A 23,754-nucleotide genomic window follows, 5' to 3' on the forward strand; every position below is an offset into this window, starting at 1 on the left:
CGGAGCTGATACAAATCCGCGAGTCCGAAGCTCTCGGCATCGTTGACGATCAGCGTATTCGCGTTAGGAATGTCAATGCCGGATTCAATGATCGTTGTGGTCACCAGCACATCGACCGCGCCTTCCATGAAGGCCATCATCGCCTGCTGCAGCTCCGCTTCCCCCATCTGGCCGTGCGCGATACCGACCCGCGCTTCAGGCACCAGCGCCGACACGTCCCCCGCGACCCGGTAGATATTATGCACCCGATTGTGCACCACGTATACCTGGCCACCCCGTTTGAGCTCCCGGAGCACCCACCGCCGCAGGCTGGCATCATCCTTTTCAAGGATCTGTGTCGCGATCGGATGGCGATTCTCCGGCGGGGTCGTGATCATGGAGAGCTCCCGCGCGCCCACCAAGGCTAAATACAGCGTGCGCGGAATCGGCGTGGCCGAGAGTGTGAGCACATCCATTTGGCTGCGCCATTGCTTGAGCCGTTCCTTATCCTGCACCCCGAACCGCTGCTCCTCATCCACGATGAGCAGCCCCAGCGCGTTAAAGCGGATATCCCCGGAGAGCAGCCGATGCGTGCCGATCACGATATCGACCGCCCCGCCGGCCACATCGCGCGCGATCTGCCGCTGCTCAGCCTCGGATTGAAAGCGGCTGAGCATCTCCACGCGAATCGGAAAGCCCCCCACGCGCTTGGCGAATGTCCGGTAGTGCTGATACGCCAGGATAGTCGTTGGCACTAGCACGGCCACTTGCCGCTGGTCCATCACGGCCTTAAAGGCGGCCCGCAACGCCACCTCGGTCTTGCCGTAGCCCACATCGCCCAGCAGCAAACGATCCATCGGCCGTGAGGCCTCCATGTCGCGTTTCACATCCGCCACGGCGGTGAGCTGATCCGGGGTTTCGCGGTATGGAAACATGGCCTCGAATGCGCGCTGCCAGTCATGATCTTTCGCGCACGCGTGGCCGGGAAGGGCCAAGCGCTTGGCATGCACATCCAGCAGCGCTTTCGCGTACGTCCATGCGCCGACATAGGCGTTGACCTTGGCCCGCTCCCAAGCCGTGCCACCGAGCGTGTGCAGCGCCGGACTCCGGCCGCCGAAGGCCACATAGGTTTGGAGCAAATGGACCTGGTCGATGGGGACGTAGAGCAGATCGCCGCCGGCATACTCCACGACCAAGGTCTCTTGCGGCCCCTGGCTGCCCTCAATGGTCGCGCGCCGCAGATAGCGTCCGATCCCGTGGTCCAGGTGCACGACATACTGGCCTTCGCGCAGATCCAAAAACGCTTCAAACGGCACCTGCGCCGAGACCCGGGAATGCACCTGCCGCGGCAGGACCACGAGCATGGTGTGGCGATCCAGCGTCTCAAGCGTTTGGGGATTAAAGCTGCGGATAGAGTTCAGGCGCGAGCCGTCCCATTCGAGCCGAACCGGCGATTCAAAGGTGGCAGGGAACAGATCCAGAATGCCGCCGCGGAGTGCCACCTCTCCTGGGTCGGCTACGGCATCGACGCGCTCGTAGCCGAAGGCGAGCAGCTGCTTCAGCACAGGCTCGAGCGATTCGCGCGATCCAACAGAGAGCCGACAATACTCTAACATCGAAGAACGATATCAGATATCAAACGGCCGTTTGATATCTGATATCGCCTTTGCGTTACATCCGGGTGGGAGCCGAAATGCCCAGCAGGCCTAGGCCGTTGGCCAGCACCTGTTGGGCGGCGCGGATTAACCCTAAGCGCGCGGCCGTCAATTCCTGGTCCTCGCTGATGACGCGGTGCTTCGTATAAAACACATGGAACGTCTCGGCGAGCTTGCGCAGGTAGATGGTCAGGCCGTGCGGCTCAAGCGAGGCGGCGCAGAGCCGCAGCACCATCGGGTATTGGACAATCGCGCGCAGCAGCAGCCGCTCCTCGGTTTCGGCGAGCCGTTCGAGCGCCTTAGGGGAGGGCTCGCGCGGCGCGCCATTAGCTTTCGCCAGGATGCTGCAGATGCGAGCGTGGGCGTATTGCACGTAATAGACCGGGTTCTCTTGAGATTGCGCGGCGGCGAGCTCCAGATCGAAATCAAGGTGGCTCTCCATCGTGCGCATCACGAAGAAGAATCGCGTCGCATCCACGCCGACTTCATCCAGCACCTCTTCAAACGTCACGAATTCGCCGGCGCGCTTGGACATCGGCACCGGCGCGCCATGGCGCGACAAGGTGACCAGCTGCACGATCTTGACCGTCAGGCGCTCGGCCGGTAATCCTAAGGCTGCCACCGCCGCTTTGACGCGCGCGATGTACCCGTGATGGTCCGGCCCCCACAAGTTGAGGATCTGATCGTACTTCCGCTCAAACTTGAACTGATGGTAGGCGATATCCGGGGCGAGATACGTCAGCTCCCCGTTGCGCTTCTTGATCACGCGGTCCTTGTCATCGCCATAGGCCGTCGAGCGGAACCACATCGCCTCCTCAGCGTCATACACGGCCCCGGCCTCGCGCAAGGCCTTGAGGGCGGCGTCGATCCGGCCTGAGGTGCGCACCCATTGCTGGCTGGTCCACACATCGAACACCAGGTTGAATCGCGCCAGCACGCGGCGGATCTCGGCAAGCTGCTCGTCCATCCCGAACGCCATAAAGGCCTCGAGCGGCTGATCCGCCCATCGATCGCCGTGCTGCTGGATCAGGCGCGCCGCGCTCTCGGTGACGTACGAGCCATGGTAGCCGTCCTCGGGAAACGGCTCGTCGCGTCCCAGAGCCTGGAGGTATCGCGCCCGCAGCGAACGTCCGAGCATTTCAATCTGGCGGCCTTCATCATTCAGATAGTACTCGGTGGTCACGCGGAAGCCCTGCGAGCGCAGCAGCCGAGCGAGCACATCCCCGACGCCGGCTTGGCGGCCGTGGGCCAGGCTCAGCGGGCCGGTCGGATTCGCGCTGACGAACTCGATGTTGATCAACGGCGATGGGTCGCGGCGGCAATGGCCAAAGCGGCCGCCCTCTTCAAGCGCTTGCGTGAGCGTCTCAATCAGGGCGCTGGGGGAGAGAAAGACGTTGAGAAACCCTGCGTTAGCTTCCGCGCGGTCAATCGCCTCCCCGGCGTTTGTCTGCCGGCTGCACGCCACAAAGGCCTCGGCGAGCGCTTCGGCAAGCCGGGGCGGCGGCTGGCGCAGCGAGGCGGCGAGCTTAAACGCCGCCGCGCTTGAGACATCGCCGAAGCTGGGGTCTTTGGGCATGTCCCAGCGCAGCAGCGCCTCAGGCACGGCCGCTTCGGGGGAGAGCCGGCTGATGGCGCTGCGTAAGATCTGGCTGAGTTGGGTCTCAAGCGTCTGTACAACCATGCCCTATGCGGTGCGTGGCGCTGGGGTGCTGGCGATTATGATTTCAAGGTGGGATGCTCTTCCACGGCAATGCGGGGGGCGTCAGCCCACAGATCTTCCAGCCGGTAGAAGTCTCGCGCGGCGCTGTCCAACAGGTGCACCACGAGGGGGCCGAAATCCATCAGGATCCACGGCGCGCCGGATGCGCCCTCGATATGCCACAGCGAACAACCCGCCGTTTCCAAGACCGCTTCCAGATGCCCTTTGATCGCGTCAAGCTGCCGCGAGCTGGCCGCCGTGCAGAGCACAAAGAAATCGGTGACGTTCGACAACCCGCGCACATCCATCACCAGCACGTTCTCCGCCTGCTTCTCCAGCGCGGCGCGTGCGGCGATCAGCGCGTAGGTCTGGCTGGTCAGCGTTATTTGCCCAGAATAAGGAACACCGAGGTGCCGCACGAGGCGCACTTGCCCTTCATGGCGGAGCGGCCGTTCTTCATCTTCACTTCCTTGCCGTCCTTCATCTCTTTCTTACCCTTGCACTTCATGCAATACGCCTGCATCATGCCTCCTTGTGATCCGCGTGCTGCGTGCCTCTTCAGCCGTCTGAAGATTGGCACAAGCCTAGCATGGCGTTCCGCCTGCTGTCAAGCGCGCCGCGTGGGGGGCCGCTCTTCATGGATTTCTCCGACAATTTCTTCCAGCAGGTCCTCGATCGTCACCAGGCCCACGGTCGCTTTGCTTGCATTCTGCACGATGGCGATCTGCGCCTTTTGCTGCTGGAACTCGCTCAGGAGCTCGGCGATGCGCTTGGTCTCGGGCACGAAGGCCACCGGACGGATCAAATCGGCCAGCACGAACAAGCCCCCATGCCGCACCATGGTCAGCAAATCCCGCGCGTAAATCACGCCGACGACGTGATCCAGGCTGCCCTGGTAGACCGGAATCCGCGCATGCCCTTGCTCAATGAGGACGTCCAGCACCGCCTCCGGCTTGGCGCGCAAATCCACGCCGGCGATCTGCGCGCGCGGCACCATCGCATCTCTGACAATCGAATCGCTGAACTCGAAAATCCGATGCAGCAGCCTCAGCTCCTGCTCCGCCAGCACGCCGGCCTCCCGCCCCATCTGGATCATCACTTTAATCTCTTCTTCGGTGACGAGCGGCGCGCGGCGCTTCACCGGCACCCGCAGCAGGTGCAGCAACCCGCGGCCGAGCCACGTCCAAAAGGTGGAAAGCGGGTACAACACCGCGGTCAGCAGGCGAAGCGGTCTGGCCATGATCAGCGCCACCGTCTCGGGGTGTGTCACCGCGAAGAGCTTCGGCGTGATTTCCCCGATCAGCAGCAGCAGTGCCGCCAGCACGATCGTGGCGATGGCTAGCCCGGGATCAGAGCCGAAGATCGACACGATCCACCAGGAGCCGATGGCGGTAAAGACCACATTCACCGTCGTGTTGGCCACCAGCAAGGTGCTGACGAGATGATCGAGTTGTTTGAGCAGGTCAAAGGTGATCTGCGCGCTGCGATTGCCCTGCTCCACCAGGTGGCGGAGGCGGACTTTGTTGATCGAGAGCATCGCCGCCTCAGAGGCTGAAATGAGGGCGGAGGCCAGCAGGAGAAGGCCAAGCACGATACTCATCGGCACATGGATCATGAGGCGGCCAAGGCTCCTGCGCCGTAGAGGCGCTGCGAGTACAGGTGGCGCGCCACGGCAGGAGGAACCAGATAGCGGATCGACCGGCCCGCCTTCAGGCGCTTGCGGATGTCAGAGGAGGCGATGTCGACTTGCGGCATGTCCAGCCATTTCACCCCGGCCTCCCGGCGGCACTTCGGGCTGTTGGGGCGATGGGCGATCACGATGGCGCACAGTCCTTTAAGCTCCTTCCACGACAACCAGCGCACCGCGAGCATGTCTTCGCCCATCAGGAGGAAGAGCTTGGCCATGGGCAATTGCGCATGCAGCGTCTTTACCGTCTCGATGGAATAGGAGGGCCCGCCCCGGGTCAGCTCAATATCCGACGCGACGAAATTCGGATGGTCCTTGATCGCCAGCTGCACGAGCTGAAACCGCTCAGCACCGGGGAGCAGATTCGCGGCCGTCTTATGCGGCGGCTGATGCGTCGGCACGAAGAGGACCCGGTCAAGCGAGAGCTCTTCCCGCGCCGTCTCCGCCAGCAGAAGATGGCCGATATGAATCGGATTGAACGTCCCGCCGAAAATGCCGAGTCGCATGCCTTGTCAGGTGCGAAGCTGTCCGGTGCCATACACGACATACTTATAGGTCGTCAACTCTTCCAGCCCCATCGGTCCGCGGGCGTGCAGCCGGTCGGTGCTAATGCCAATCTCCGCCCCGAGGCCGAACTGGAAACCGTCGGTGAACCTGGTCGAGGCGTTGACGTACACCGCGGCCGAATCTACCTCGCGCGTAAATCGCTGCGCATGCGCCGCATCGGCTGTCACGATGGCATCCGAGTGCGCCGACCCGTACCGCTGGATGTGCTCGATCGCTTCTTCCAGCGAGTCGACCACGCGGACCGACAGGATCAGATCCAGATACTCCGCGGTCCAATCGTCTTCCGTTGCCGGTGCCACGGATGGCGCGATGGCGCGCGTCTTCTCGCACCCGCGCACCTCCACCGCCGCCTCCTGGAGCTTCTGAATCACCTGAGGCAAAAACGATGCCGCGACCGTTCGATGCACGAGCAGCGTCTCCATGGCGTTGCAAGTGGCCGGCCGCTGGCATTTGGCATTCAGCGCGATGGCGCTGGCCATGCGCAGATCCGCCGCCTCATCCACGTAGACATGGCACACACCCTTGGCGTGCTTGATCACCGGAATCCGCGACTGCTCGGCGATCTTGCGGATCAAGGTCTCGCCTCCACGGGGGATCACCACGTCGATGAAGGCCTCCATCTCGAGCATCGCATCAACGCCGGCCCGATCCGCGGTTGGAATCATGGTGACCGCGGCCTCGGGCAGTCCTGTCTCACGCAAGGCCGCCTGCAGCGGTTTGGCGATCGCGTGGTTCGAGGCAAACGCCTCCGAGCCGCCGCGCAGCACGACCGCATTGCCGCTTTTAACACAGAGCGAGGCGCACTCGCTCGTCACATTCGGACGCGATTCATAGATGATGCCGATCACACCCAGCGGCACGCGGACCTTCTTGATCGCCAGGCCATTCGGCTGCTGCCAGCTGCGGATGACAGCACCCACAGGATCAGGCAGGGCGGCCACCGCCTCGATGGACTGCGCCATCTCCGCGATGCGCGGCTCGGTCAAGGCCAGCCGATCCACCAGTGCCACTGAGAGCTGGGCGTGCTTCGCCGCCGCGACATCGCGCGCATTCGCGGCAAGGATCTCGGCCGCCGCGCTCCGCAATGCCGCGGCCATAGCGCTAAGCGCATTGTTCTTCTGCGCCGTTGAGGCGCGGGCCAGGACGCGGGAGGCCTCTTTCGCCGCCCCGACAACTTCGCGAATCGCCTCCTGAAGCTCACCGGCAATGGTCATGGGGCAAACCTCGTTCCCACCTGGCGGCCGCTGACTGCGTGCGTCACAACACCGGCCATCGTGCCATTCGCCAGGATCATCGAGATTCCGCGGCGCCCGACAATCCGAGCCGCGTCAAGTTTTGAGGCCATGCCGCCCTTCGTGGTGTGCCGCGTCCCGGGCTTCACCGAAGAGTACAACCGCGTGACCGATTGCACCCGGGCGAGCGGCTTGCCATCCTTGAGAAATCCGTCCACATCGGAGAGGATCACCAGCAGTTGCGCTTCAACCGCGCACGCGACGTAGGCGGCCAAGCGGTCGTTATCGCCGAAGGTGATCTCCTCCACCGAGACCGTGTCGTTTTCGTTGACAATCGGCACGACGCGCCGATGCAGCAGAGTCAGCAGCGTTTGCTTCGTATTGCGCAGCCGGGCGTCCTGCGAAAGATCATCTTGCGTGAGGAGCACTTGAGCGGTCAAGACGCCGTGCTCGGCAAACAGCGTCGTATAGCGATGCATCAGCTCCCCTTGCCCCACCGCGGCGCAGGCTTGCAACTGTGCTAAGGCCGTCGGACGTGGCGCGATCCCAAGCTGGGCCATGCCGCAGGCGATCGCGCCTGAAGACACGACGATGAGCTGGCGGCGGGCGCGATGAGCGGCCGCGATCTCCTCGACGAGTTGCGCCATGCGCTGGGGCAGCAGCCGGCCTTTCGCATCGGTCAGGACGCTGGCACCCACTTTCACGACAACACGTTGCGCGCGCAGTGCGTGGCGCTGGGTCATGTGGGTAGCTTAGCGAGTGCTTGCGCGATCGCGCGAAGCAATGCCGGGATCCCAGCGCCTGTCGCACAGGAGATCGGCCACACGGCAGCCTGAGGTGCTGCGGCTCGGAACGCCGCCAGATGCGCCTCCGCCTGCGGCAGGTCCATCTTATTCGCCGCGATGAGCTGCGGTTTTTCCTGAAGGGACGGGCTGTACACCGCAAGCTCCTGGTTCACGTGCGCGTAGGCGTCCGCCGGGTCGCGCCCATCGATGGCCGCCATGTCGATAAGATGCACAAGCAGGCGCGTGCGCTCGATGTGCCGCAGAAACTGAAATCCCAGCCCTTTGCCCTGTGACGCGCCTTCGATGAGCCCTGGGATGTCGCAGGCCACAAACCGGGCTCCTCCCGCCGCCTCCACGACCCCCAGCACCGGGTAGGTCGTGGTGAACGGATACGGGGCGATTTTCGGATGGGCGGTTGAGAGGCGCGACAGCAGCGAAGATTTTCCCGCATTGGGGAACCCGATCAGCCCGACATCGGCGAGGAGCTTCAGCTCAAGGGTGAGGCGCTTTTCCTCCCCGGGCGAGCCCTCTTGCGCCTCCGGCGCTGCGGCATTGCCGAACCCCCCGCCTCCGCCGCACGCGATCACGACATGTTCCTGCGGGCTGGACAGATCGCGCAGCACGGCACCGGTGAGGGTCTCATGGATCACGGTGCCCACCGGCACGTGAATCGTCAGGAGTTCGCCGCGCTTGCCTGTTTTCGTATTGCTGCCGCCGTGCCCGCCGCGGCCGGCTGAGAATTCATGCCGAAACTGAAAATCAAGCAGGGTCGCGATATTGGGGTCAGCCATCACGATGACGTCGCCGCCGTCACCGCCATTGCCGCCGTCAGGATACGGATACCGGGTATACGGGGGGTGGGCAAAGGAGGAGCAGCCGCGGCCGCCATCTCCGGCCTTCACAACAATGTCGGCCTGATCGACAAACCACATCGCGGCTCATTTCAGGGGTTCAATGCTCACAACGCCGGGTTTGGGAAACCGAACGATACCATCCGCCTTCGCGTACAGGGTCCAGTCGCTGCCGATTCCGACAAACCAGCCCGCGGCAAACTTGGTGCCGCGCTGCCGCACCAAAATCGAGCCGGCGGTGACGCGCTCGCCCTCGAAACGCTTGACGCCTAATCGACGCCCGGCGCTATCGCGGCCGTTCTTCGTTGATCCTGCTCCGGCTTTATGCGCCATCGTTTACTCCTTAGTCGTCTTTTCGTCCAGTGGTAATCTTTCGTGGTTTGGCAGTGACTGTCGGGGTTTTCTTCACCACTCCGGTGCCGCGAGGCTTGGCCGCAGGCCGCGCGGCGGCCTCGATCTGCGCCTTCGGCGCGCTGCCCGGCCAGAGAATATCTTTCACGATCAGGCGGCTCATCGGCTGGCGATGCCCTGAGGTCTTTCTCCAGTTCTCCCGCCGGCGATAATGATACGTGATGATCTTCGGGCCGCGCCGGTGCTCAAGGACCTCGCACACCACCTTGGCCCCCTCGACATACGGCCGCCCGATCTTCGCCTCATGCCCGTCGTGAGCAAAGAGCACCTGCTCTACCGTGACAGACTCGCCGACCGGTGTGGCGAGCCGGTTGATATCCAGCCGCGTGCCCGGCTCAACCTTCCATTGGCGTCCGCCAGCTTCAATAATCGCGTACATGTTGTGCTCCTATGGCAGTGGGATAGTATAACTTGACTTCTTCAGCCGGTCAACGGAAAGCTATTGATTGCCGACGTTCACCTTGATCTGCTCAAAGTGCAGGCTCGGGTCCGAAAGTACGAGGATCTTGGCTCGGCTCGTGTTCTCAAGCGCGGTCAGGCTGGGCCGATCCTCCTGCAGCAAGCGGACAGCCACCTGCGGATGGACCAGCAGCTCGACCGTCTTGTGGTGCCCTGCTTTCAGCACCCGCTTCGCCTCCCGGATCGCCTCGATGGCCATCGTGACCGCCGACTTGATGCTGCCCTTGCCGTTGCAGTAGGGGCAGGACTGATGGCTGACGGTTTCGAAGGAGCGCCGCATCCGCTGGCGGGTCAGCTCGGCCACGCAAATCTCGGAGAACGACACCAGGTTCGTCTTGGCCCGGTCGCGCTCCAGCGCATCCTCCAGCGTCTTCACCAGCTCCCGGCGGTGGGCGGCGATGTCCAAATCGATGAAATCGATCACCACGATGCCGCCGATATCGCGCAGCCTCAGTTGCCGGGCGACCTCGATCGCCGCCTCTTTATCCACATGGAACGCCGTCTCCTCCAGGCCTCGCCGGCCGGTGAACTTCGCGGTGTTGACGTCGATCGCGACCATGCTCTCGGTCGGCTCAATCACGATCGATCCGCCGGAGGGCAATTGCACCCGCTTATCAAACAGCGAGGCGATTTGATCCTCCAGCCCCTCTTTCTCAAACAGCGGCTGATCGCCCTGATACCAATCGACCCGCACCCGGACCCCGGGAATCAGCACTTGCAGGAAATGGCGCAGCTCGTGGAACGGCTTTTTCGAGTCGACGACAATGCGGTGGGTATCCTCGGTGAAGCTATCCCGGATGACGCGCTGGGCCAGCTCGTATTCCTGGTACACGCAGGCCGGGGCCTTGGCCCTCGCCGAGCGGCGCTTCGTCTCTTGGTAGATCCGCGAGAGGTACCGCACGTCCCGCGCAAACTCTTTTTCCCCTTTGCCGATGCCGGCGGTGCGGATGATCAGCCCGGCCTCCTGGGAGAACCGCAGTTTCGAGAGGATCTCGCGCAAGCGGCCGCGCTCCTTGCCGTCCTCGATCCGCTTGGACACCCCGAGCCTTGAGTCGTTGCACATCAGCACCATGTAGCGGCCGGGCAAGCTGATGTGGGTGGTGAGGCGCGCTCCCTTGGTGCCGAAGGGCTCTTTCACGTCTTGGACCAGGATTTCCTGCCCGACCTTGGCGTCGTCCTCGATTCTGGAGCGCCGTTGGCCGCCGTGGTGCTGCGGCCGCGCTTTCTGGGCCGGAGCCTCGCCTTCAAGGATCGCGTCTTCTTCCGGCTTGGGCTCGACGATATCCGCGACGTACAAAAATCCATTTTTCCCCAGCCCGATGTCGACGAACGCCGCCCCGATGCCGGGCACCACCGACGTGATCCGGCCCTTATAGATGCTGTTCACCATGCGGGTATCCGAGGCGCGCTCGACGTAATACTCCTCGAGCCGTTTCTCCTCGGTGACCGCCACGCGGGTTTCCTGGGCGTCCGCGCTGATGAAGATTTCTTTGAGCTTAGGCATGGGACGTTTTATTATATCAGAAGAACCGCCAGCACGCTGATCGCCGCCGTCTCAGAGCGCAAGACCGCGCGGCCCAACGAAACCGCCACAGCCCCTGCGGCCGAGGCGTGGCGGACTTCCTGCGGCGTAAAATCGCCTTCCGGCCCGATGCAAACGAGCATTGACGATAAAGCCAGAGTCGGCTGGGGGCTAGGAGCTGGGGGCTGGGGGTTCAGGGAGGATAGCACCTCGCGCAAGGGGATGGTGCCAGGACCGAGGGTGGGCAACAGCACGCGGGAAAATTCATGAAAGCGCTGTGTAAGTTCGGCGAAGCGCTGCGGCGACTCGATGATCGGCAGCACCGCCTGGCCGCATTGCTGGGCGGCCTCCCGGCTGATCGCTTGCCACCGGCCAACCTTGCGCTGCCCCTGTTCCTTGGTCAAGCGGATGATCGTCCGCTCTGTCACCAGCGGGATGATCTGTGCTGCCCCAAGCTCGGTCGCCTTCTGGATGGCCCAATCAAACCGATCCGCAGGCAGCAGGGCCATGGCCAGCGCGATCCGACGCTGCTGTGCCGGGACTTGCCGATGCCTACGCACCGCCACGCGCACCTGGCCTGACGCGCACTGGTCGATCACGCCGTCATAAATCGCGCCAGAGCCGTCGAAACATTCAAGGCCGTCCCCGGCTCGCAGCCGCAGCACGCGCACCAGATGATGCACGTCCTTCGGGTTAGCGATGGTGATGGTCGAGCCCTTGATGTCTTCAGGCGGGACAAAGACGCGGTGCATCATTGTCGTGGTTCCCTCGGACAGCCTTATTGATCCCGGCTGTCCTCGGGATCAGATTCCCGTCCCTTTCCGGGACGGGAATCCGTGGAGCTGGCGGGAGTTGAACCCGCGACCTCTTGGGTGCGATCCAAGCGCTCTCCCAACTGAGCTACAGCCCCTCGTCGAGCGTGTGACGTTTAACGTGAAACGTGTAACGTGGAAGGGTAGACGTCGCGGCCTAAGACACAGAAACGGCCATATACGCGGAATGCGCCTGTGGGTGCGGAATCGGCGAGCGGTCCTCTTGAAGTCCCAGCACATGAAATTCGATAGCTTCACGAATACTGCGCTCGACCGCCTTCATGGTCTTGCCGGTTGCCACACAACCAGGCAAATCTGGGACATAGGCAGAGTAGTTCCTCTTGGCTTTCTCAATGACAACAAGAAATCTGTACATTGGCGTTCCTCATCCAGGCTTTCTTACTTGAGCCTGCTTGAAAACGCTATTCAACGTGCCAGGCGCTAATTTGTCACTCGGGTGCCCCGCAACCGTCACACGGCCCGGCTTGCGCAGGTGTTTGTATTGTCTGTGACTGCCCTTTGTCGCAACCAGGTACCAACCATCTTCCTCGATTAATTTAATAATATCACGAATTTTCACAATTTACCAACCTTACGCATTAACCATCACGGCGCCATGACAGCACAAATCCACTGTGACGGCACCGTGTATGATACCACAAACCGATTATGCCGTTCTAACTCACGATCTGAGTGATGGCAATAGCAGCGCGAGCTTAAAGAATGCATAGCCGGCTGCAAACGCCAGCACCCCCATCACATACCGGTGCTTGATGAGCCACTTATCCAGCACCGTAACGGTTCGATTCATCCGAGTGCTCACCTTCAGGAGCGCGCTAGGCTGTAAAAATAGCAGACTGCCCATCATCAGCCCTAGTAAGGCAAGCAGCAAACAACCTGTATCAGGCATTGCGCTTCCCTCCACGTTTACGGGCCTGGTGCTGGTGCTGGCGCGCCTGCGCACGCGGTCCCTCCATAGGTGGCCGGATCATCCGTACACACATCACCGGTCGAAAATGTAATCTTTATGATCTTATCTTTACTATCGCCCCCGTTTCTTTTAGCGGTGGCTGTTCCGCCGGCCGCATCGACAGTAAAGTCCCACGACTTGCCCGCGGCGGCAAGGTCGATATCAAGGTCAGCAAATGCCGCGTACGCACCAGTGTTCGAGAGCGCTTTCGCGCGAATTTCCGAGCTTCGGACTGCAGCCAGCGCGCTTAACGCTTCCGCCGCGCGAGCGCGCTCGCTGGTTCGCAAATATTGCGGCAGCGCAATGGCCGCAAGAATCGCAAGAATGATGACCACCATCATCAGTTCCAACAGCGTAAACCCTCCCCTACTCCTGGCTCGTCTCATGCTCTCCTCCTTTTTCTTGGTTACGCCCGCAATCCTGTCCCCGTCGTCATCTGAAAGATCGGTAGGAAGATGGATAATACCACAAACAGCACGATGCCGGCCATGATGATGATCGCCACCGGCTCAAACAGCCGCGTCATGCGCGCGATGAACGTGTCGGCCCGCTCTTCGTAATATTTCGCCAGGCGGGAGGCCATCTTGGCCAGCTCGCCGATTTCCTCCCCCACCTGGATCATCTGCACGACGATCGCCGGAAACATGCCGGTCGCCTCCATCGGCCCGGCCATGGGTTTGCCTTCCCGCACCTGCTGCTGCACCGAACTGATCGCTTGGGCATAGAGCTTGTTGCTCGCACTGCTCGATAAGATTTCCAGCGTCGTCAGCATGGGCACGCCGCTTTCCAGCATGGTCGCCAGCCCGCGGGAAAACTCCGCCAGCTGGATGTACGTCAGCAGCGTCTCCACCACCGGCAGCCGAAGCACCAACCGATCCCTGGTCCATTGGCCGGCTTCAGTCCTGAGATACCGCTTCACCAGGAAAAATCCTCCGATTCCCGCGGCGACAAACAGGAAGAAATACTGCCGGGCCGCGTGGCAGAACCCCACCACCATCCGGGTCAGCAGCGGCAGCTCCATGCTGCCCATGTACGACTCAAAGATCTTGGCGAACTTCGGGATGAGCCAGTACACGAAGACCGCCATGACCACCGCCGCGACCACGGCCAGAAACATCGGATAGGTGGCGGCGGTCTGCGCTTCGTTTTGCAGATGCCGCACGCGCTCTAAGTGATCCGCCAGGTGCCTGAAGGTCTCGGCCAGCCGGCCGCTGGCTTCGCCGGTTTCCACCATGTTGAGCCAAATCTTGGAAAAGATGGCCGGGTGCTTGCCCATCGCCGCGCGCAGCGAGCTGCCCGCCCCCACGTCGCGGTGCACCTGCTCAAGGGCCGCGAGCATCGAGCGGCTTTCCACCTGGGCCGAGACGACCTCAAGGCTCCGTAAGAGCGGAACACCGGCTTCAATCAGCGTGCCCAGCTCCTCGCACATCAGCACCTGGTCATCGATCGTGACCCGCTGGTGCATGCGCAGCATGCTGCGCCTGGCCACCGGCCGAGGGGCTGCGGCCAAATCCCTCTTGGCTACAGACGTCACGAGCAGCCCGCGGCCCTGCAGCACTGTGATCACTTCATCTTCGCTGGCCGCATCGAGCTGCCCGGCTTGGGCGGCCCCTAACTGGTCGCGTGCAACGTAAGAGAATGTTGGCATTGTACTGTGATTACGGTGATTTCAAATTCTGATTACAATGATCAGACGTCCACGATGCGTTATCACTGTAATCGCTTTGTAAAATCACTGTAATCATCGTCGAATTATCTGTCGAGTAACACCACGTTGCCAAGCTCCTCAAGGCTGGTCAGGCCGGCGCGCACTTTCTTCAGCCCCTCCTGCCACAGGGTGCTGAAGCCGTTCTTCAGTGCCGCATCCTTCAGCATCGGAGCCGCAGCCCCCCGCGCGATCAAATCCCGGATCTCCCGGGTGAGGACGAGCACTTCATACACGCCCAGGCGGCCTTGATAGCCGGTATTAGCGCACTCCTCGCACCCTTTCGGGCGGTAGAGCAGCTCTTCGGTGATACCGTACTGCGCGCGAAGCTCCGGCAGCGGCTCATACGCCTCTTTGCACCGCTCGCACAGCTGCCGCAGCAGCCGCTGGGCGATGACCAGGCTTAACGTGGAGGCGAGCAAAAATGGGGCGAGCCCGATGTCGATCAGCCGGGTAATGGCGCTTGGCGCGTCATTCGTGTGCAGTGTTGAGAGGACCAGATGTCCTGTGAGCGCCGAGCGCAGGCAAATCTCGGCGGTTTCCTGGTCGCGGATTTCTCCCACCATGATGATGTCCGGATCCTGCCGCATGAACGCCCGCAGCCCGCTCGCAAAGGTTAACCCGATGGCCGGCTTGATCTGCACCTGATTCACACCCTCCAGCCGGTACTCCACCGGGTCCTCGATCGTGATGATGTTCTTGGTCGGCGAGCTGATTTCGATGAGCGACGCATACAGGGTGGTCGACTTGCCTGAGCCGGTCGGCCCGGTGAGCAGGATCAGCCCGTACGGATCGCGGATCGTTTTGCGGAAGACCTCCAGGCTCTGCGGCGAAAAACCGAGCCGCCCGAGGTCTAAGAGCGACTCTGGCTTATCCAAAATCCGGATGACGAGCTTCTCGCCGTAGATCGAGGGGATGGTCGAGACGCGGAAGTCCACCTGCCGGCCCTCCATCATCATCATAAAGCCGCCGTCCTGGGGCAGCCGCTTTTCGGCGATGTCCAGCTTGCAGAGGATTTTGATGCGCGAGACGATCGGCGGGTGGAATTGCTTGGCCGGCGGCGAAATTTCCTGCAGCACGCCGTCGATGCGGTAGCGCAAGCTCACGCGGTCCTTGAACGGCTCGATGTGGATGTCGCTGGCGCGCTCTTTGATGGCTTGGCGGATGATCAGATCCACCAAGCGGACCACCGGGGCTTCCTCGGCGGCTTGCTTGATCCGATCCAAATCCAGCACCTCGCCGCCTTCGAGCGTGTCGGCCTCGGCACCCTCGTAAGACCGGCCGATGGCCTCGGAGAGCATGGAGCTATCGGTGTAAAATTTGTTGATCGCCTCTTCAAGATCCGATTTCGTGGTCACCACCGGGTTAATCTCGCAGCGCGTCATCCGCGTGAGGTTATCCATCGTGATCAAATCCAGCGGATTGACGCACGCGACCGTGACCGAGCTGAGCGTCCTGGAAAGCGGGAGTACGAGGTACTGGCGGGCGAAGCTGGCCGGTACGAGCTGCGCTAACTCGTCCTCTTTCCGCGGTGTCAGCAGGCCGGAGGCGCTGGTGGCAAACGGAATGCCGAGCTGCTTGCTCAGGGTGAGGGCCAGATCCAGCTCGCTGATTAAGCCCAGCTCAATGAGCACTTCGCCCAGTCGCTTCGTCGTGCCTTTTTGCACCTCCAGCGCCTTCGAGAGCTGCTGCTCGGTGATCAGGCCGTTTTGGATCAAGATTTCGCCGACCTTTTCTGTCGTTTTGAGCATGATGTCTCTACTTCCGCACACTAGAGGTAGCGCAGGTTTAAACCTGCGCTACCTTGTGTGCGCTACTTTTTACTCTGTTCTTGCTCGAGGGCGTTGAGGGTTTGCTCAATCGCCTGCTGCTGGCTGCCCCCACCTGGCTCCTGCTCCCGCAGCATCGGCGTCACGCCGCTCGCCACCGCTTTTGGCAGCCGATCATGGAGAATGCGTGGTGTCACAAACACGATCAGCTCGCTATTGGTGCGCGTGGTTTCCTTGTTCTTAAACGCTTCGCCGACGATCGGGATCCCGGAGAGCACCGGGACTTTCCTCACCGTCTGCTCATCGCTGTTGTCGATCAGCCCGCCAAGGACCAAGGTTTCGCCTGCCCGGATCCGCACCATGGCCCTGGCACTGCGCGTCTTCGGATCGAGCACGCTATTGCCGAGCCCACTCGGCGGTGTGAGGTTCGAGGTCACGGTCTTCGTCACCGAGGGCTCCACCAGCATGGTAATACCCCCCCCTTCATTGACTTGAGGGGTGACCACTAAAATGACACCGGTGATCGTCCGTTCAGGCGTTGCCGTCACCGAGGCGGTCCCGCCACCAGTGCTCGTGGTTTGCGTCTGGAACCCGATGACCTGATTGGCGCTGAGCCGGATCACCGCGGCTTCATTGTCCAACGTCAGCACCTTCGGCCGGGCCAAAATTTTTGTGTCGGTGTCTGTCTCCAGCGCCTGCAACGTGGCGACGGCGCTGCTGGCGTCAAGCGTGCTCAGGCCGAAATGCGTTGGGGTTGTTGACGGCTGGATCTTCTGTCCGAACACATTGAAGGGAAACCGCGTGGTGCGCGATCCCGGGGTGAAGGTGGCGAATGTCCCTTCGGAGCCAGTACCCCATTCAAGACCGAGGTCTTTGACTTTGCCCAGGGTGGTTTCAAGCACTTCGGCCTCGATCAGGACTTGGGCGGTTCGGATATCCAGCGCTTTGAGCACCGCTTCAATCCGCGGAAAGTTCTCCGGGATATCAGTCACGATCAAGCTGTTGGTCCGCTCATCCACGACGACCGTCCCGTCTTCGGTCAATAACTTCGCCACCACTTTATCCACACCGATCTCCTTCGCCCCTCCGCTCGTACCTGTTCCCCCGGCCGTGGAGCCGCCAGCGCCGCTCGAACCGCTTGTGCCGCCGGACCCTGAGGAACCTCCCCCGCCGCTTCCAATCGAGGCGTTGATCGCGGCGTTGGTCGCTTGCGCCGCCTCAAACGGGGTTTGCGAACCGAGGGCCTCCGCCGCGCGGGCCAGCCGCGAGGTGGACACTCGCGCGTATTTCAGCCGATACACGCGGGTGATCGTCTGCACCAGGCTCTCGGTGGATTTCTTGCCCGGCTCCTTCGGCCTAACCACGTAGATTTGGCTGCCCACCGGCCGCTCATACCGCAAATCCGCCGCCTCAAGAATCCGATCCAGCGCATCGAGCACGGTGACATCTTCCAGATACAGCGTGATCGGCTTATCACCCACCTTCTCGCTGGCGATGACGTTGAGCCCGGTCTGCTGGGAGAAGGTCTTCAGCACGTTCTTCAGCTCGGCGTCTTTGAAATCCATCGAGATGCGCGTGGGCTCTGCCTCCGCGGCTGCATCAGGCGCGCCGCGAGAGGGGGCCTGCAGGGCCGGCTCCGGAACGGATGCGGCTGAGCCTGAGCCGCGATCGCCCTCCAAGGCTTGCGCCGACGCTCCGCACAGCGACAGGAGCGCCACCCACAACACCACGTGCCCGCATCTCGCGTTCATCAGCCCCCCTTCGGCGTTAAGGTCAGCACCTGCCCTTGAAATTCAACCTTGACACCGGTTCGATCCACCGATTTGATGATGACACCCTTGACGGCTTCTCCCACCCCATACACTTCGCTGTTGATGATCGCCGAAGGTTTCGGCCCGCCCCAGAGCACTCCTTGCAACTCCAACACCGGCATCGGGGTTTTGGCCAGCTTCTTCGCGTTCTTCCCATCGTCATCGCGGGCCGGGCGAAGCATCTCCTCATGCTGCGGTAGCAGGCTTTTCATCGGATCGCGCAGCGATTGCGCGGTATAGAGCGGGTCTCCTGAAATCGCCGGCGCTGCCGAGACCTCTTCACGGGTTGCGGCAAGCGCCGACTCCCCGATGATGAGCGCCCCGAGCCCTCCCACCACGATGAGGTTCCGCGCAGCCAAGTACTTCAACAGATGCATGTCACGCCCCTTTCTTCGTGGCGGGCTGGATGCGGGGCAGATGGAATGTGCTCAGGACCAGCAGCACCGAGGAGAGCTCCCGATCCGTCTGCGGCTTGGCCATCTCCATTCGCTCCACGCGGAAGAAATGCTCCGCGCGCTCGAGCTGGTCGAGAAATGCGCCGAGCTGATGATAGGAGGCTTGAAACTGCAGCGTCACCGCCAGGCGCGTGTAGTGCGCGGACGCCTGCGGGGCCTCGCGGTCGATGGTGGTAAATTTCAATCCGGCTTGCTCCCCGAGGGCCACCACGCGGTTCGCCAGCCATGAGGGATCCGGCTCAGGGGCGAGCCGCGCGCGGTAGCGCTCAACCCGGCCGTACAACGCCGCCACATCCGCCTGAAGCTTCTGGGTCTGCTGTTCCTGGACCGTCAGCGCGCGCAGCCGGCTCACGGTCGCCTGATGCCCTTTGTAGATGACATGATAGCCGAAGAGCCCGGCGAGGGCAAACATCACCGCGCTGAACACGAGGACCGGTCGCATCACCTTCTCCTGTTATAACCTTCGCTCGGCTTTCGCGTTGAGCTCAAACGTCCGATACGTGTACTCTTGCTGATTGCGGCGCTCCACCTGGTCGTGGATTTTCTCGACACCGGCCGACCCGAACGCCGCCTGGCTTTTCACGCGGGATTCAAAATTCCGGATCACTTCATCCTGGCGGCCTGGATCATCCAAGTAGCAGGCACCGGAGACCCGCAGCGTGCTCTGCCCTCTGCCGGTCGGATCCGGCCGATCCTCGAATGCCACGCCGGTCAGCCACACCCCATCCGGCAGCAACCGGGCCAGCACATCAAGCTTGGCGGCGACCCCGCTTCGCTGATCGACGAGCGCGGCCAGCACCCTGGCTTGCTCGCTGGCCTGCTGCATGAGCGGGGTCAACGCTTGCTGCTCCAACGCCGCCAGCCCAAAGCCGACATCGGGCCGCGAGCGTCGCTTCTGCGCGAGCGCGCGCTCTCCCTCCGCGTCTTGCTGCGCGAAAAACGCCCACGCGCTGATGAGCGCAATCACCGCGATGCTGACCGCGGCGAAGCTCTCCGTCGTTAGAAATTGCTCGAGAAGGTGTTTCAGCGCGGCTCGTCCTTGAGCCGCCCGAGCGCGCTCGGCCGGTTTGATCGTGCTGCGCTTCAAAAAGTCCAGGGCGGCGGCTGACCGATCGCCGCGGTGCCGCTGAAGCAAGCCTAAGGTCGCGGCAAACATCAAGGGCAATTCCTGGCCCGCCACCAGGGGCTTGAGCAAACCGCTTCCAAGCTCGACGACGCATCGCAGCTGATCCGACAGCCAGGCCTGCCACGCGCCGATTAAGGCGTCATCCCCGAAGAGCAGCACGGTGGGGATGATGGCCGAGGGATTCTCCCGGGTGAAGAAATCCATCGAGACGCGCAATTCGCTGAGGAGCCGCTGGGCGCGCGGGTCAACGCTCTCAAGCCCCGCCCCCCCCTGCGGCGATGCGGACAGGCTCGCGTGAGCATCCTCCGGCAACGCGATGTCCCTCGTCAGGTACGGCACCCCGCCGCGCGCGATCACCAAATGCGCCTGGCCAGGCTCCATATCCACCAAGCAGATATATTCGTTCGGATTGGAGGTCCGCTCTTTCTTTCCGATGGCCAGGCGGGCCAAGCTGAGGCTGCCGGGCTCAATGCTCGTCGGCTCCACACCGGCTTCGGTGAGCGCTGACAGAAATTGCTGGAACGCCGCGCGCTGGATGGCGGTAAACACCACGTGCAATTTCTTTTTGTCTTTGGATTCGAGCACATGATAATCCCACACCAGGTTTTCCGGCTTAAACGGCACGTAGCGGCGGGCCTCAAACTGCACCGCCCCCTCCCACTCCGCTTTCGGCAGCATCGGAAGGGTGAAGAAGCGCACCAAGACGTCCTTCGTCGGGATGGCCACGGCCAGCCGCGCGTCCGCCAGATGCGCCTCGGCCACCGCCTGCCGGATGGCGGCGATCAGCTCTTGCTTCTCCGGCCCGCCGAGCGGCACGCGCACGCGCGCCGAAACTTTTAAGCCCTGCATGGCCAGTAGTTCGACCTCATGCGCCCGAATCACCAACCCTGCCGACGGTCCCGCGCTAAAGAAGCCCATCTCTTAACCCATCCTCATCTGCGTCATCTGTGTCATCATCTTTTCATAATCTCTGTAATCATCCACGAATATCACTTAACGCTTCATAGCATTACTCAAAAGCTTGCCTGATCTGCATGTCAAATGTCAAGCCCACCCCTGTTTTTCTTTACAGGCACGCCCCTGCCGGCGGCGGACTCACGTTATTCACGTCGATCCCAGGCCCGGTATCTCCTGCCGGCACCTGGGCATTGGACTCGGAAATGAGTCGAGCGATGGCTTCCCCGGAAAAGACGTGGGTATTGCCAGCACCATCATTCCAGGTGAACGCATATTCAACAACGTTATTGCCCACAGCACCCGGCAGCGCACCGCTTTCGTTGCGGAAGTTGAATGTCAGCGCAGTGATTTGGTTGGCCAGCACCTTGACCGGCGCGCAGGGAGCACCTGCGCCGCGCTCGATAAATTCCAGCGCGTTGCCAACGGTGCGCCGGTATTCTTCCCACCGGTAGTTGGCCGCGTTATTAAAGCACGCTGGATCGCCTTGGGGAGCCGGCGGCGGCGGGCACTCCACATGCCGCGCCTGCAGCACAGTTCCATTCAGGATGCGAATCCGGTTGGCGCGCTCGATCGCTCGTGTGAGCGTCATCGTGGCCAACCCGGCGTTGGCTTGCTCGCCTTGGGTAAGCTGATACGTGTCTTTCAGCGCATCGTGCATGCGCGTGCGCCCCGCGTCAATCATGGCCATGCCGACTAAGACGACCACGGCGATGGCCGAGGCCACGAGAAGCTCCAGTAAGGTGATCGCTCGATGGCTAACGATGTCTACGTGCATGTTCCACACGCTTGCGCGGTATTCCAACAAATTTGGACATCGATGGCTATGCATCCTCCCCCAGGACAATCCACTCCGGCACCAAGTTGGCGAACTCGATAGCATCGAAGAGGACCCGCCAACCCCTTGCTTCCCCTGGCATCAGCAATGTTATCGGCCTGCCATCCTTGCGCGATCAGGTTGCAGTTCGCATCAAACCATGCTGGATCATCACATGCAATGTGGTTTCGCAATCGCTCAATCGTCTGCTGGGCCAGGGCGCTGGCCTCCGCATAGCGGGTGTTGTTTTCATTCTTTGACATGCGGGCGGTGGACATGATGGCCATCATCGCGCCGGCCGCTACCACGGCAAACAAAATCGCGCCGATCATCACTTCCATGAGCGTAAACCCTTTTGGGGCGATCGGCTTCATGGTCATGGTTCAGGCCACCCTGAAACATCCAGCCTTCCAGCTTCATTCATCGTCATCGACTGTGCACCGCTGCTGGCCGTGGCTGTAAACGTGGCGTTTGGTCCTGTGCCAGCGCCAGCCGCGATGGCGTAGCCGACAGGACCCCCATTTGGGTTATCCATAAAAATGTCCGCCCAGTTGGCGCTGTACTGATCGGCCTTGGACCAATAGGTGATCTCTCCGGCGCGGATGGTATGGAGCATGTCCCGGGCCTGCATCCAATGGCTGCGCTCGATGGCGCGCTGATACATGGGCAGCGCGATCGCGGCCAAAATGGCGATGATGATCACCACGATCATGAGTTCCATTAGGGTCATGCCGTGCGCAACGCCTGCCGTCGTTCGTCTCATTCGATCACCGGCTCTTCCGGCAGCGGATCACCAAGCAACGGAGGAGACCCGCCGCCAACCGGCCATGTCTGATCCGCGCCTGGCGGCTTCGTTGTCGGATCCCAGGCATGAGTGACAGACAGAAACGAGTTGACGCCCTGCCGTTGCGCTGTGGCCGTAAACGTTGCCAATGCCCCTGCTAAAGGTCTGCCGGTCCCATCGGTTGAAACCGCCACCCGAAACACGACCCCATCAACCGTGGGCAGCGGAGTGTAAATCTGCCGAAAGTCCGCCACGGCGGTGCCCGCAGTTGAGTCGACCGGCAGGAAGGTATTGTTCTGCGCCCAGTAGGCCCGTTCGCCAGCATAGATGGCACGAAGGATATCGATGGCGGCTTCCCGACGACGATTTTCAACCGCGCGCTGATACTGCGGCAGGGCGATCGCGGTGAGGACCGCCAGCAGCAAGACCGCAGCCAGCATCTCCATCAAGGTGAACCCTTGCGATCGCATCAATACGCCACTCGGGTTGAAATTTCACGCGGCGTTGGACATGGCCCGGGAGGAGTGCACACCCCCGGACACGCAGAGACCGTCACCACAACACTCACTCCATTTACCGCCAGCGGCCCGGCAGGGCTCCAACAGCCATTGAGTCTGAGCTGCTCTTGCGCCCACGTGACGCCGGCTTCGGAGGCGTAGAGCGCTTGGCTGCGCAGGCGGTGGAACCTGGCCCGGTGCGCCTCATTGCTCGCCATGGCCAGCAGCGCCATGCACACGATGGCGATCAAAATCGCCGCCACCATCGCGAACGTCAGCACAAATCCTCTATTCTTCATCGTCTCCAGGCGATATCAGATATGAAACGGCCGTTTCATATCTGATATCAACAAAAAACCGAGCCACCTGATTCGGTAGCTCGGCAATCTCTGCCTCTGGTCGGCCTCGGACTTCGTCCTCGGCACGCTCATCGGCGACCACGCACGCTGTGCGTGGTGCCCGCCTCGAGCGGCAGCTCGGCCATCTCAAGAGACCCGTAGCTTTGCCCCTCCTACGCTCAAACGTTTTCACGTTTGAGCTTCGGAGGGCCCTGCGTAGCTCAATCGTGCAAACGATTGAGCGAAGCAGGGGTCCCCAGATTACTCTGGGTTTGCCTTTATCGACAATTATAAGTATGCCTCATCGTCAGGTGCGCGTCAAGGCAGGGACGAGTCGTCACGCCCATGTGTTGGCGATCACCCAGGACAGATACGGGGGATGACCGGCCGTGACCGGCCAGGCAATGATCTCAGGGACATCATAAGGATGGAGCGCGCGGATCGTCTTGGAGAGCTCGGCAAATCGCTTCCGCGCGGTCTTGATCACGAGCAGGATTTCCGGGGCGCGCTCAATCTTGCCTTGCCACCGAAACACCGACGTCAGCCCTGGAACGATGTTCACGCACGCGGCCTGCCGCCGTTGCACGAGCCGCCCTGCGAGCCGCTTGGCCACCGCCATCGTTGGGCATGTCACGAGCACGACGACCACGTGCCCCGAGCGCGGCTTCATCGCCTCAGCGCGACGCTGAAATCATCCCCCTCGGCTTTCACGATCACATGGCCTTCCCGCGCGAGCCAGCCGAGGCTCATGAGGGCGATGGCATTCGTGCGGGCAATGCCTGCGGCGATCTGAGAAAACCGGCTGTCCCCATGCTCGTCCAGGTAGTGCCAAATTTCTCCGGCGACAATGCCGATTTCTGTGATCATCC

General features: G+C 61.9%; 29 protein-coding genes and 1 tRNA gene. All 30 read right to left on the reverse strand.

Annotation, left to right across the window (positions count from 1 at the left end):
* Nucleotides 1-1,595: DEAD/DEAH box helicase (locus HY737_02430; protein ID MBI4597242.1), on the reverse strand; the 1,595-nt coding region annotated here is incomplete at its 3' end.
* 55 nt (nt 1,596-1,650) lie between these two features.
* Nucleotides 1,651-3,315, reverse strand: a complete 1,665-nt coding sequence (locus HY737_02435; protein MBI4597243.1) for an arginine--tRNA ligase — start codon at nt 3,313-3,315, stop codon at nt 1,651-1,653.
* Between the two features lie 35 nt (nt 3,316-3,350).
* Nucleotides 3,351-3,692 (reverse strand): ribosome silencing factor, encoded by a 342-nt coding sequence (rsfS, locus tag HY737_02440; protein ID MBI4597244.1) that lies wholly within the window; start codon nt 3,690-3,692, stop codon nt 3,351-3,353.
* A gap of 23 nt (nt 3,693-3,715) precedes the next feature.
* Nucleotides 3,716-3,859: a hypothetical protein gene (locus HY737_02445; GenBank protein MBI4597245.1), complete on the reverse strand. Its 144-nt coding sequence runs from the start codon at nt 3,857-3,859 to the stop codon at nt 3,716-3,718.
* 81 nt (nt 3,860-3,940) lie between these two features.
* Nucleotides 3,941-4,948, reverse strand: coding sequence for an HlyC/CorC family transporter (locus HY737_02450; GenBank protein ID MBI4597246.1), 1,008 nt, complete (start codon nt 4,946-4,948; stop codon nt 3,941-3,943).
* Complete coding sequence (nadD, locus tag HY737_02455) at nt 4,945-5,526, reverse strand: nicotinate (nicotinamide) nucleotide adenylyltransferase (protein MBI4597247.1); 582 nt, start codon at nt 5,524-5,526, stop codon at nt 4,945-4,947. Before nadD ends, HY737_02450 begins: the two co-directional genes overlap by 4 nt.
* A 6-nt stretch (nt 5,527-5,532) precedes the next feature.
* Entirely contained in the window at nt 5,533-6,801 is a 1,269-nt protein-coding gene (locus HY737_02460) for a glutamate-5-semialdehyde dehydrogenase (protein ID MBI4597248.1), read from the reverse strand.
* Entirely contained in the window at nt 6,798-7,562 is a 765-nt protein-coding gene (proB, locus tag HY737_02465; GenBank protein ID MBI4597249.1) for a glutamate 5-kinase, read from the reverse strand. Before proB ends, HY737_02460 begins: the two co-directional genes overlap by 4 nt.
* On the reverse strand, nt 7,559-8,536 hold the full coding sequence (gene obgE / locus HY737_02470) for a GTPase ObgE (protein ID MBI4597250.1): 978 nt from the start codon (nt 8,534-8,536) through the stop codon (nt 7,559-7,561). The genes proB and obgE overlap by 4 nt, the downstream gene beginning before the upstream one ends.
* A 6-nt stretch (nt 8,537-8,542) precedes the next feature.
* Nucleotides 8,543-8,788 carry a 50S ribosomal protein L27 gene (gene rpmA / locus HY737_02475; GenBank protein MBI4597251.1) on the reverse strand — a complete coding sequence of 82 codons (246 nt, stop codon included), beginning with the start codon at nt 8,786-8,788 and terminating at the stop codon, nt 8,543-8,545.
* 10 nt (nt 8,789-8,798) lie between these two features.
* Nucleotides 8,799-9,245: a 50S ribosomal protein L21 gene (gene rplU / locus HY737_02480; protein ID MBI4597252.1), complete on the reverse strand. Its 447-nt coding sequence runs from the start codon at nt 9,243-9,245 to the stop codon at nt 8,799-8,801.
* A 60-nt stretch (nt 9,246-9,305) separates the two neighbouring features.
* Nucleotides 9,306-10,829, reverse strand: a complete 1,524-nt coding sequence (locus tag HY737_02485) for an Rne/Rng family ribonuclease (protein ID MBI4597253.1) — start codon at nt 10,827-10,829, stop codon at nt 9,306-9,308.
* 11 nt (nt 10,830-10,840) lie between these two features.
* A complete protein-coding gene (locus tag HY737_02490; protein ID MBI4597254.1) occupies nt 10,841-11,602 on the reverse strand; it encodes a 16S rRNA (uracil(1498)-N(3))-methyltransferase in 762 nt (253 codons plus the stop codon).
* Nucleotides 11,603-11,684: 82 nt separating this feature from the next.
* A tRNA-Ala gene (locus HY737_02495) sits at nt 11,685-11,757 on the reverse strand.
* 59 nt (nt 11,758-11,816) lie between these two features.
* Nucleotides 11,817-12,035: a type II toxin-antitoxin system HicB family antitoxin gene (locus HY737_02500; GenBank protein MBI4597255.1), complete on the reverse strand. Its 219-nt coding sequence runs from the start codon at nt 12,033-12,035 to the stop codon at nt 11,817-11,819.
* A 9-nt stretch (nt 12,036-12,044) separates the two neighbouring features.
* Nucleotides 12,045-12,239 carry a type II toxin-antitoxin system HicA family toxin gene (locus HY737_02505; protein MBI4597256.1) on the reverse strand — a complete coding sequence of 65 codons (195 nt, stop codon included), beginning with the start codon at nt 12,237-12,239 and terminating at the stop codon, nt 12,045-12,047.
* A 347-nt stretch (nt 12,240-12,586) separates the two neighbouring features.
* Nucleotides 12,587-13,015: a prepilin-type N-terminal cleavage/methylation domain-containing protein gene (locus tag HY737_02510; GenBank protein ID MBI4597257.1), complete on the reverse strand. Its 429-nt coding sequence runs from the start codon at nt 13,013-13,015 to the stop codon at nt 12,587-12,589.
* 20 nt (nt 13,016-13,035) lie between these two features.
* Nucleotides 13,036-14,277 (reverse strand): type II secretion system F family protein, encoded by a 1,242-nt coding sequence (locus HY737_02515; protein MBI4597258.1) that lies wholly within the window; start codon nt 14,275-14,277, stop codon nt 13,036-13,038.
* A gap of 104 nt (nt 14,278-14,381) precedes the next feature.
* Nucleotides 14,382-16,085 (reverse strand): Flp pilus assembly complex ATPase component TadA, encoded by a 1,704-nt coding sequence (tadA, locus tag HY737_02520; protein ID MBI4597259.1) that lies wholly within the window; start codon nt 16,083-16,085, stop codon nt 14,382-14,384.
* Between the two features lie 62 nt (nt 16,086-16,147).
* The gene (locus HY737_02525; GenBank protein MBI4597260.1) at nt 16,148-17,854 is read right to left on the reverse strand and encodes a type II secretion system protein GspD; all 1,707 of its coding nucleotides are present in this window, start codon (nt 17,852-17,854) and stop codon (nt 16,148-16,150) included.
* A complete protein-coding gene (locus tag HY737_02530; protein ID MBI4597261.1) occupies nt 17,854-18,291 on the reverse strand; it encodes a hypothetical protein in 438 nt (145 codons plus the stop codon). Before HY737_02530 ends, HY737_02525 begins: the two co-directional genes overlap by 1 nt.
* Nucleotide 18,292: 1 nt before the next feature.
* Entirely contained in the window at nt 18,293-18,811 is a 519-nt protein-coding gene (gene pilO, locus HY737_02535; protein ID MBI4597262.1) for a type 4a pilus biogenesis protein PilO, read from the reverse strand.
* A 12-nt stretch (nt 18,812-18,823) separates the two neighbouring features.
* On the reverse strand, nt 18,824-20,413 hold the full coding sequence (gene pilM, locus HY737_02540) for a pilus assembly protein PilM (GenBank protein MBI4597263.1): 1,590 nt from the start codon (nt 20,411-20,413) through the stop codon (nt 18,824-18,826).
* 148 nt (nt 20,414-20,561) lie between these two features.
* Nucleotides 20,562-21,227, reverse strand: coding sequence for a hypothetical protein (locus HY737_02545; protein ID MBI4597264.1), 666 nt, complete (start codon nt 21,225-21,227; stop codon nt 20,562-20,564).
* Nucleotides 21,218-21,646: a prepilin-type N-terminal cleavage/methylation domain-containing protein gene (locus HY737_02550; protein MBI4597265.1), complete on the reverse strand. Its 429-nt coding sequence runs from the start codon at nt 21,644-21,646 to the stop codon at nt 21,218-21,220. Before HY737_02550 ends, HY737_02545 begins: the two co-directional genes overlap by 10 nt.
* Complete coding sequence (locus tag HY737_02555; GenBank protein ID MBI4597266.1) at nt 21,643-22,029, reverse strand: prepilin-type N-terminal cleavage/methylation domain-containing protein; 387 nt, start codon at nt 22,027-22,029, stop codon at nt 21,643-21,645. Before HY737_02555 ends, HY737_02550 begins: the two co-directional genes overlap by 4 nt.
* Complete coding sequence (locus HY737_02560) at nt 22,026-22,520, reverse strand: prepilin-type N-terminal cleavage/methylation domain-containing protein (GenBank protein ID MBI4597267.1); 495 nt, start codon at nt 22,518-22,520, stop codon at nt 22,026-22,028. Before HY737_02560 ends, HY737_02555 begins: the two co-directional genes overlap by 4 nt.
* Nucleotides 22,520-22,846, reverse strand: coding sequence for a hypothetical protein (locus HY737_02565; GenBank protein MBI4597268.1), 327 nt, complete (start codon nt 22,844-22,846; stop codon nt 22,520-22,522). Before HY737_02565 ends, HY737_02560 begins: the two co-directional genes overlap by 1 nt.
* Nucleotides 22,847-23,222: 376 nt before the next feature.
* Nucleotides 23,223-23,555 (reverse strand): divalent-cation tolerance protein CutA, encoded by a 333-nt coding sequence (locus HY737_02570; GenBank protein ID MBI4597269.1) that lies wholly within the window; start codon nt 23,553-23,555, stop codon nt 23,223-23,225.
* On the reverse strand, nt 23,552-23,752 hold the full coding sequence (locus tag HY737_02575; GenBank protein MBI4597270.1) for a winged helix-turn-helix domain-containing protein: 201 nt from the start codon (nt 23,750-23,752) through the stop codon (nt 23,552-23,554). Before HY737_02575 ends, HY737_02570 begins: the two co-directional genes overlap by 4 nt.
* Between the last annotated feature and the right edge of the window lie 2 nt (nt 23,753-23,754).

The organism is Candidatus Omnitrophota bacterium (assembly GCA_016209275.1).
Taxonomy (GTDB): Bacteria; Omnitrophota; Gorgyraeia; order Aquiviventales; family Aquiviventaceae; genus JACQWM01.

Bases quoted from the DNA above. Each gene is read 5' to 3' on its own strand.
- HY737_02435 (MBI4597243.1), bottom strand. From the start codon at position 3,315: ATGGTTGTACAGACGCTTGAGACCCAACTCAGCCAGATCTTACGCAGC.
- HY737_02445 (MBI4597245.1), bottom strand. From the start codon at position 3,859: ATGATGCAGGCGTATTGCATGAAGTGCAAGGGTAAGAAAGAGATGAAG.
- HY737_02450 (MBI4597246.1), bottom strand. From the start codon at position 4,948: ATGATCCATGTGCCGATGAGTATCGTGCTTGGCCTTCTCCTGCTGGCC.
- nadD (MBI4597247.1), bottom strand. From the start codon at position 5,526: ATGCGACTCGGCATTTTCGGCGGGACGTTCAATCCGATTCATATCGGC.
- HY737_02460 (MBI4597248.1), bottom strand. From the start codon at position 6,801: ATGACCATTGCCGGTGAGCTTCAGGAGGCGATTCGCGAAGTTGTCGGG.
- proB (MBI4597249.1), bottom strand. From the start codon at position 7,562: ATGACCCAGCGCCACGCACTGCGCGCGCAACGTGTTGTCGTGAAAGTG.
- obgE (MBI4597250.1), bottom strand. From the start codon at position 8,536: ATGTGGTTTGTCGATCAGGCCGACATTGTTGTGAAGGCCGGAGATGGC.
- rpmA (MBI4597251.1), bottom strand. From the start codon at position 8,788: ATGGCGCATAAAGCCGGAGCAGGATCAACGAAGAACGGCCGCGATAGC.
- rplU (MBI4597252.1), bottom strand. From the start codon at position 9,245: ATGTACGCGATTATTGAAGCTGGCGGACGCCAATGGAAGGTTGAGCCG.
- HY737_02485 (MBI4597253.1), bottom strand. From the start codon at position 10,829: ATGCCTAAGCTCAAAGAAATCTTCATCAGCGCGGACGCCCAGGAAACC.
- HY737_02490 (MBI4597254.1), bottom strand. From the start codon at position 11,602: ATGATGCACCGCGTCTTTGTCCCGCCTGAAGACATCAAGGGCTCGACC.
- HY737_02500 (MBI4597255.1), bottom strand. From the start codon at position 12,035: ATGTACAGATTTCTTGTTGTCATTGAGAAAGCCAAGAGGAACTACTCT.
- HY737_02510 (MBI4597257.1), bottom strand. From the start codon at position 13,015: ATGAGACGAGCCAGGAGTAGGGGAGGGTTTACGCTGTTGGAACTGATG.
- HY737_02515 (MBI4597258.1), bottom strand. From the start codon at position 14,277: ATGCCAACATTCTCTTACGTTGCACGCGACCAGTTAGGGGCCGCCCAA.
- tadA (MBI4597259.1), bottom strand. From the start codon at position 16,085: ATGCTCAAAACGACAGAAAAGGTCGGCGAAATCTTGATCCAAAACGGC.
- HY737_02525 (MBI4597260.1), bottom strand. From the start codon at position 17,854: ATGAACGCGAGATGCGGGCACGTGGTGTTGTGGGTGGCGCTCCTGTCG.
- HY737_02530 (MBI4597261.1), bottom strand. From the start codon at position 18,291: ATGCATCTGTTGAAGTACTTGGCTGCGCGGAACCTCATCGTGGTGGGA.
- pilO (MBI4597262.1), bottom strand. From the start codon at position 18,811: ATGCGACCGGTCCTCGTGTTCAGCGCGGTGATGTTTGCCCTCGCCGGG.
- pilM (MBI4597263.1), bottom strand. From the start codon at position 20,413: ATGGGCTTCTTTAGCGCGGGACCGTCGGCAGGGTTGGTGATTCGGGCG.
- HY737_02545 (MBI4597264.1), bottom strand. From the start codon at position 21,227: ATGCACGTAGACATCGTTAGCCATCGAGCGATCACCTTACTGGAGCTT.
- HY737_02550 (MBI4597265.1), bottom strand. From the start codon at position 21,646: ATGACCATGAAGCCGATCGCCCCAAAAGGGTTTACGCTCATGGAAGTG.
- HY737_02555 (MBI4597266.1), bottom strand. From the start codon at position 22,029: ATGAGACGAACGACGGCAGGCGTTGCGCACGGCATGACCCTAATGGAA.
- HY737_02560 (MBI4597267.1), bottom strand. From the start codon at position 22,520: ATGCGATCGCAAGGGTTCACCTTGATGGAGATGCTGGCTGCGGTCTTG.
- HY737_02565 (MBI4597268.1), bottom strand. From the start codon at position 22,846: ATGAAGAATAGAGGATTTGTGCTGACGTTCGCGATGGTGGCGGCGATT.
- HY737_02570 (MBI4597269.1), bottom strand. From the start codon at position 23,555: ATGAAGCCGCGCTCGGGGCACGTGGTCGTCGTGCTCGTGACATGCCCA.
- HY737_02575 (MBI4597270.1), bottom strand. From the start codon at position 23,752: ATGATCACAGAAATCGGCATTGTCGCCGGAGAAATTTGGCACTACCTG.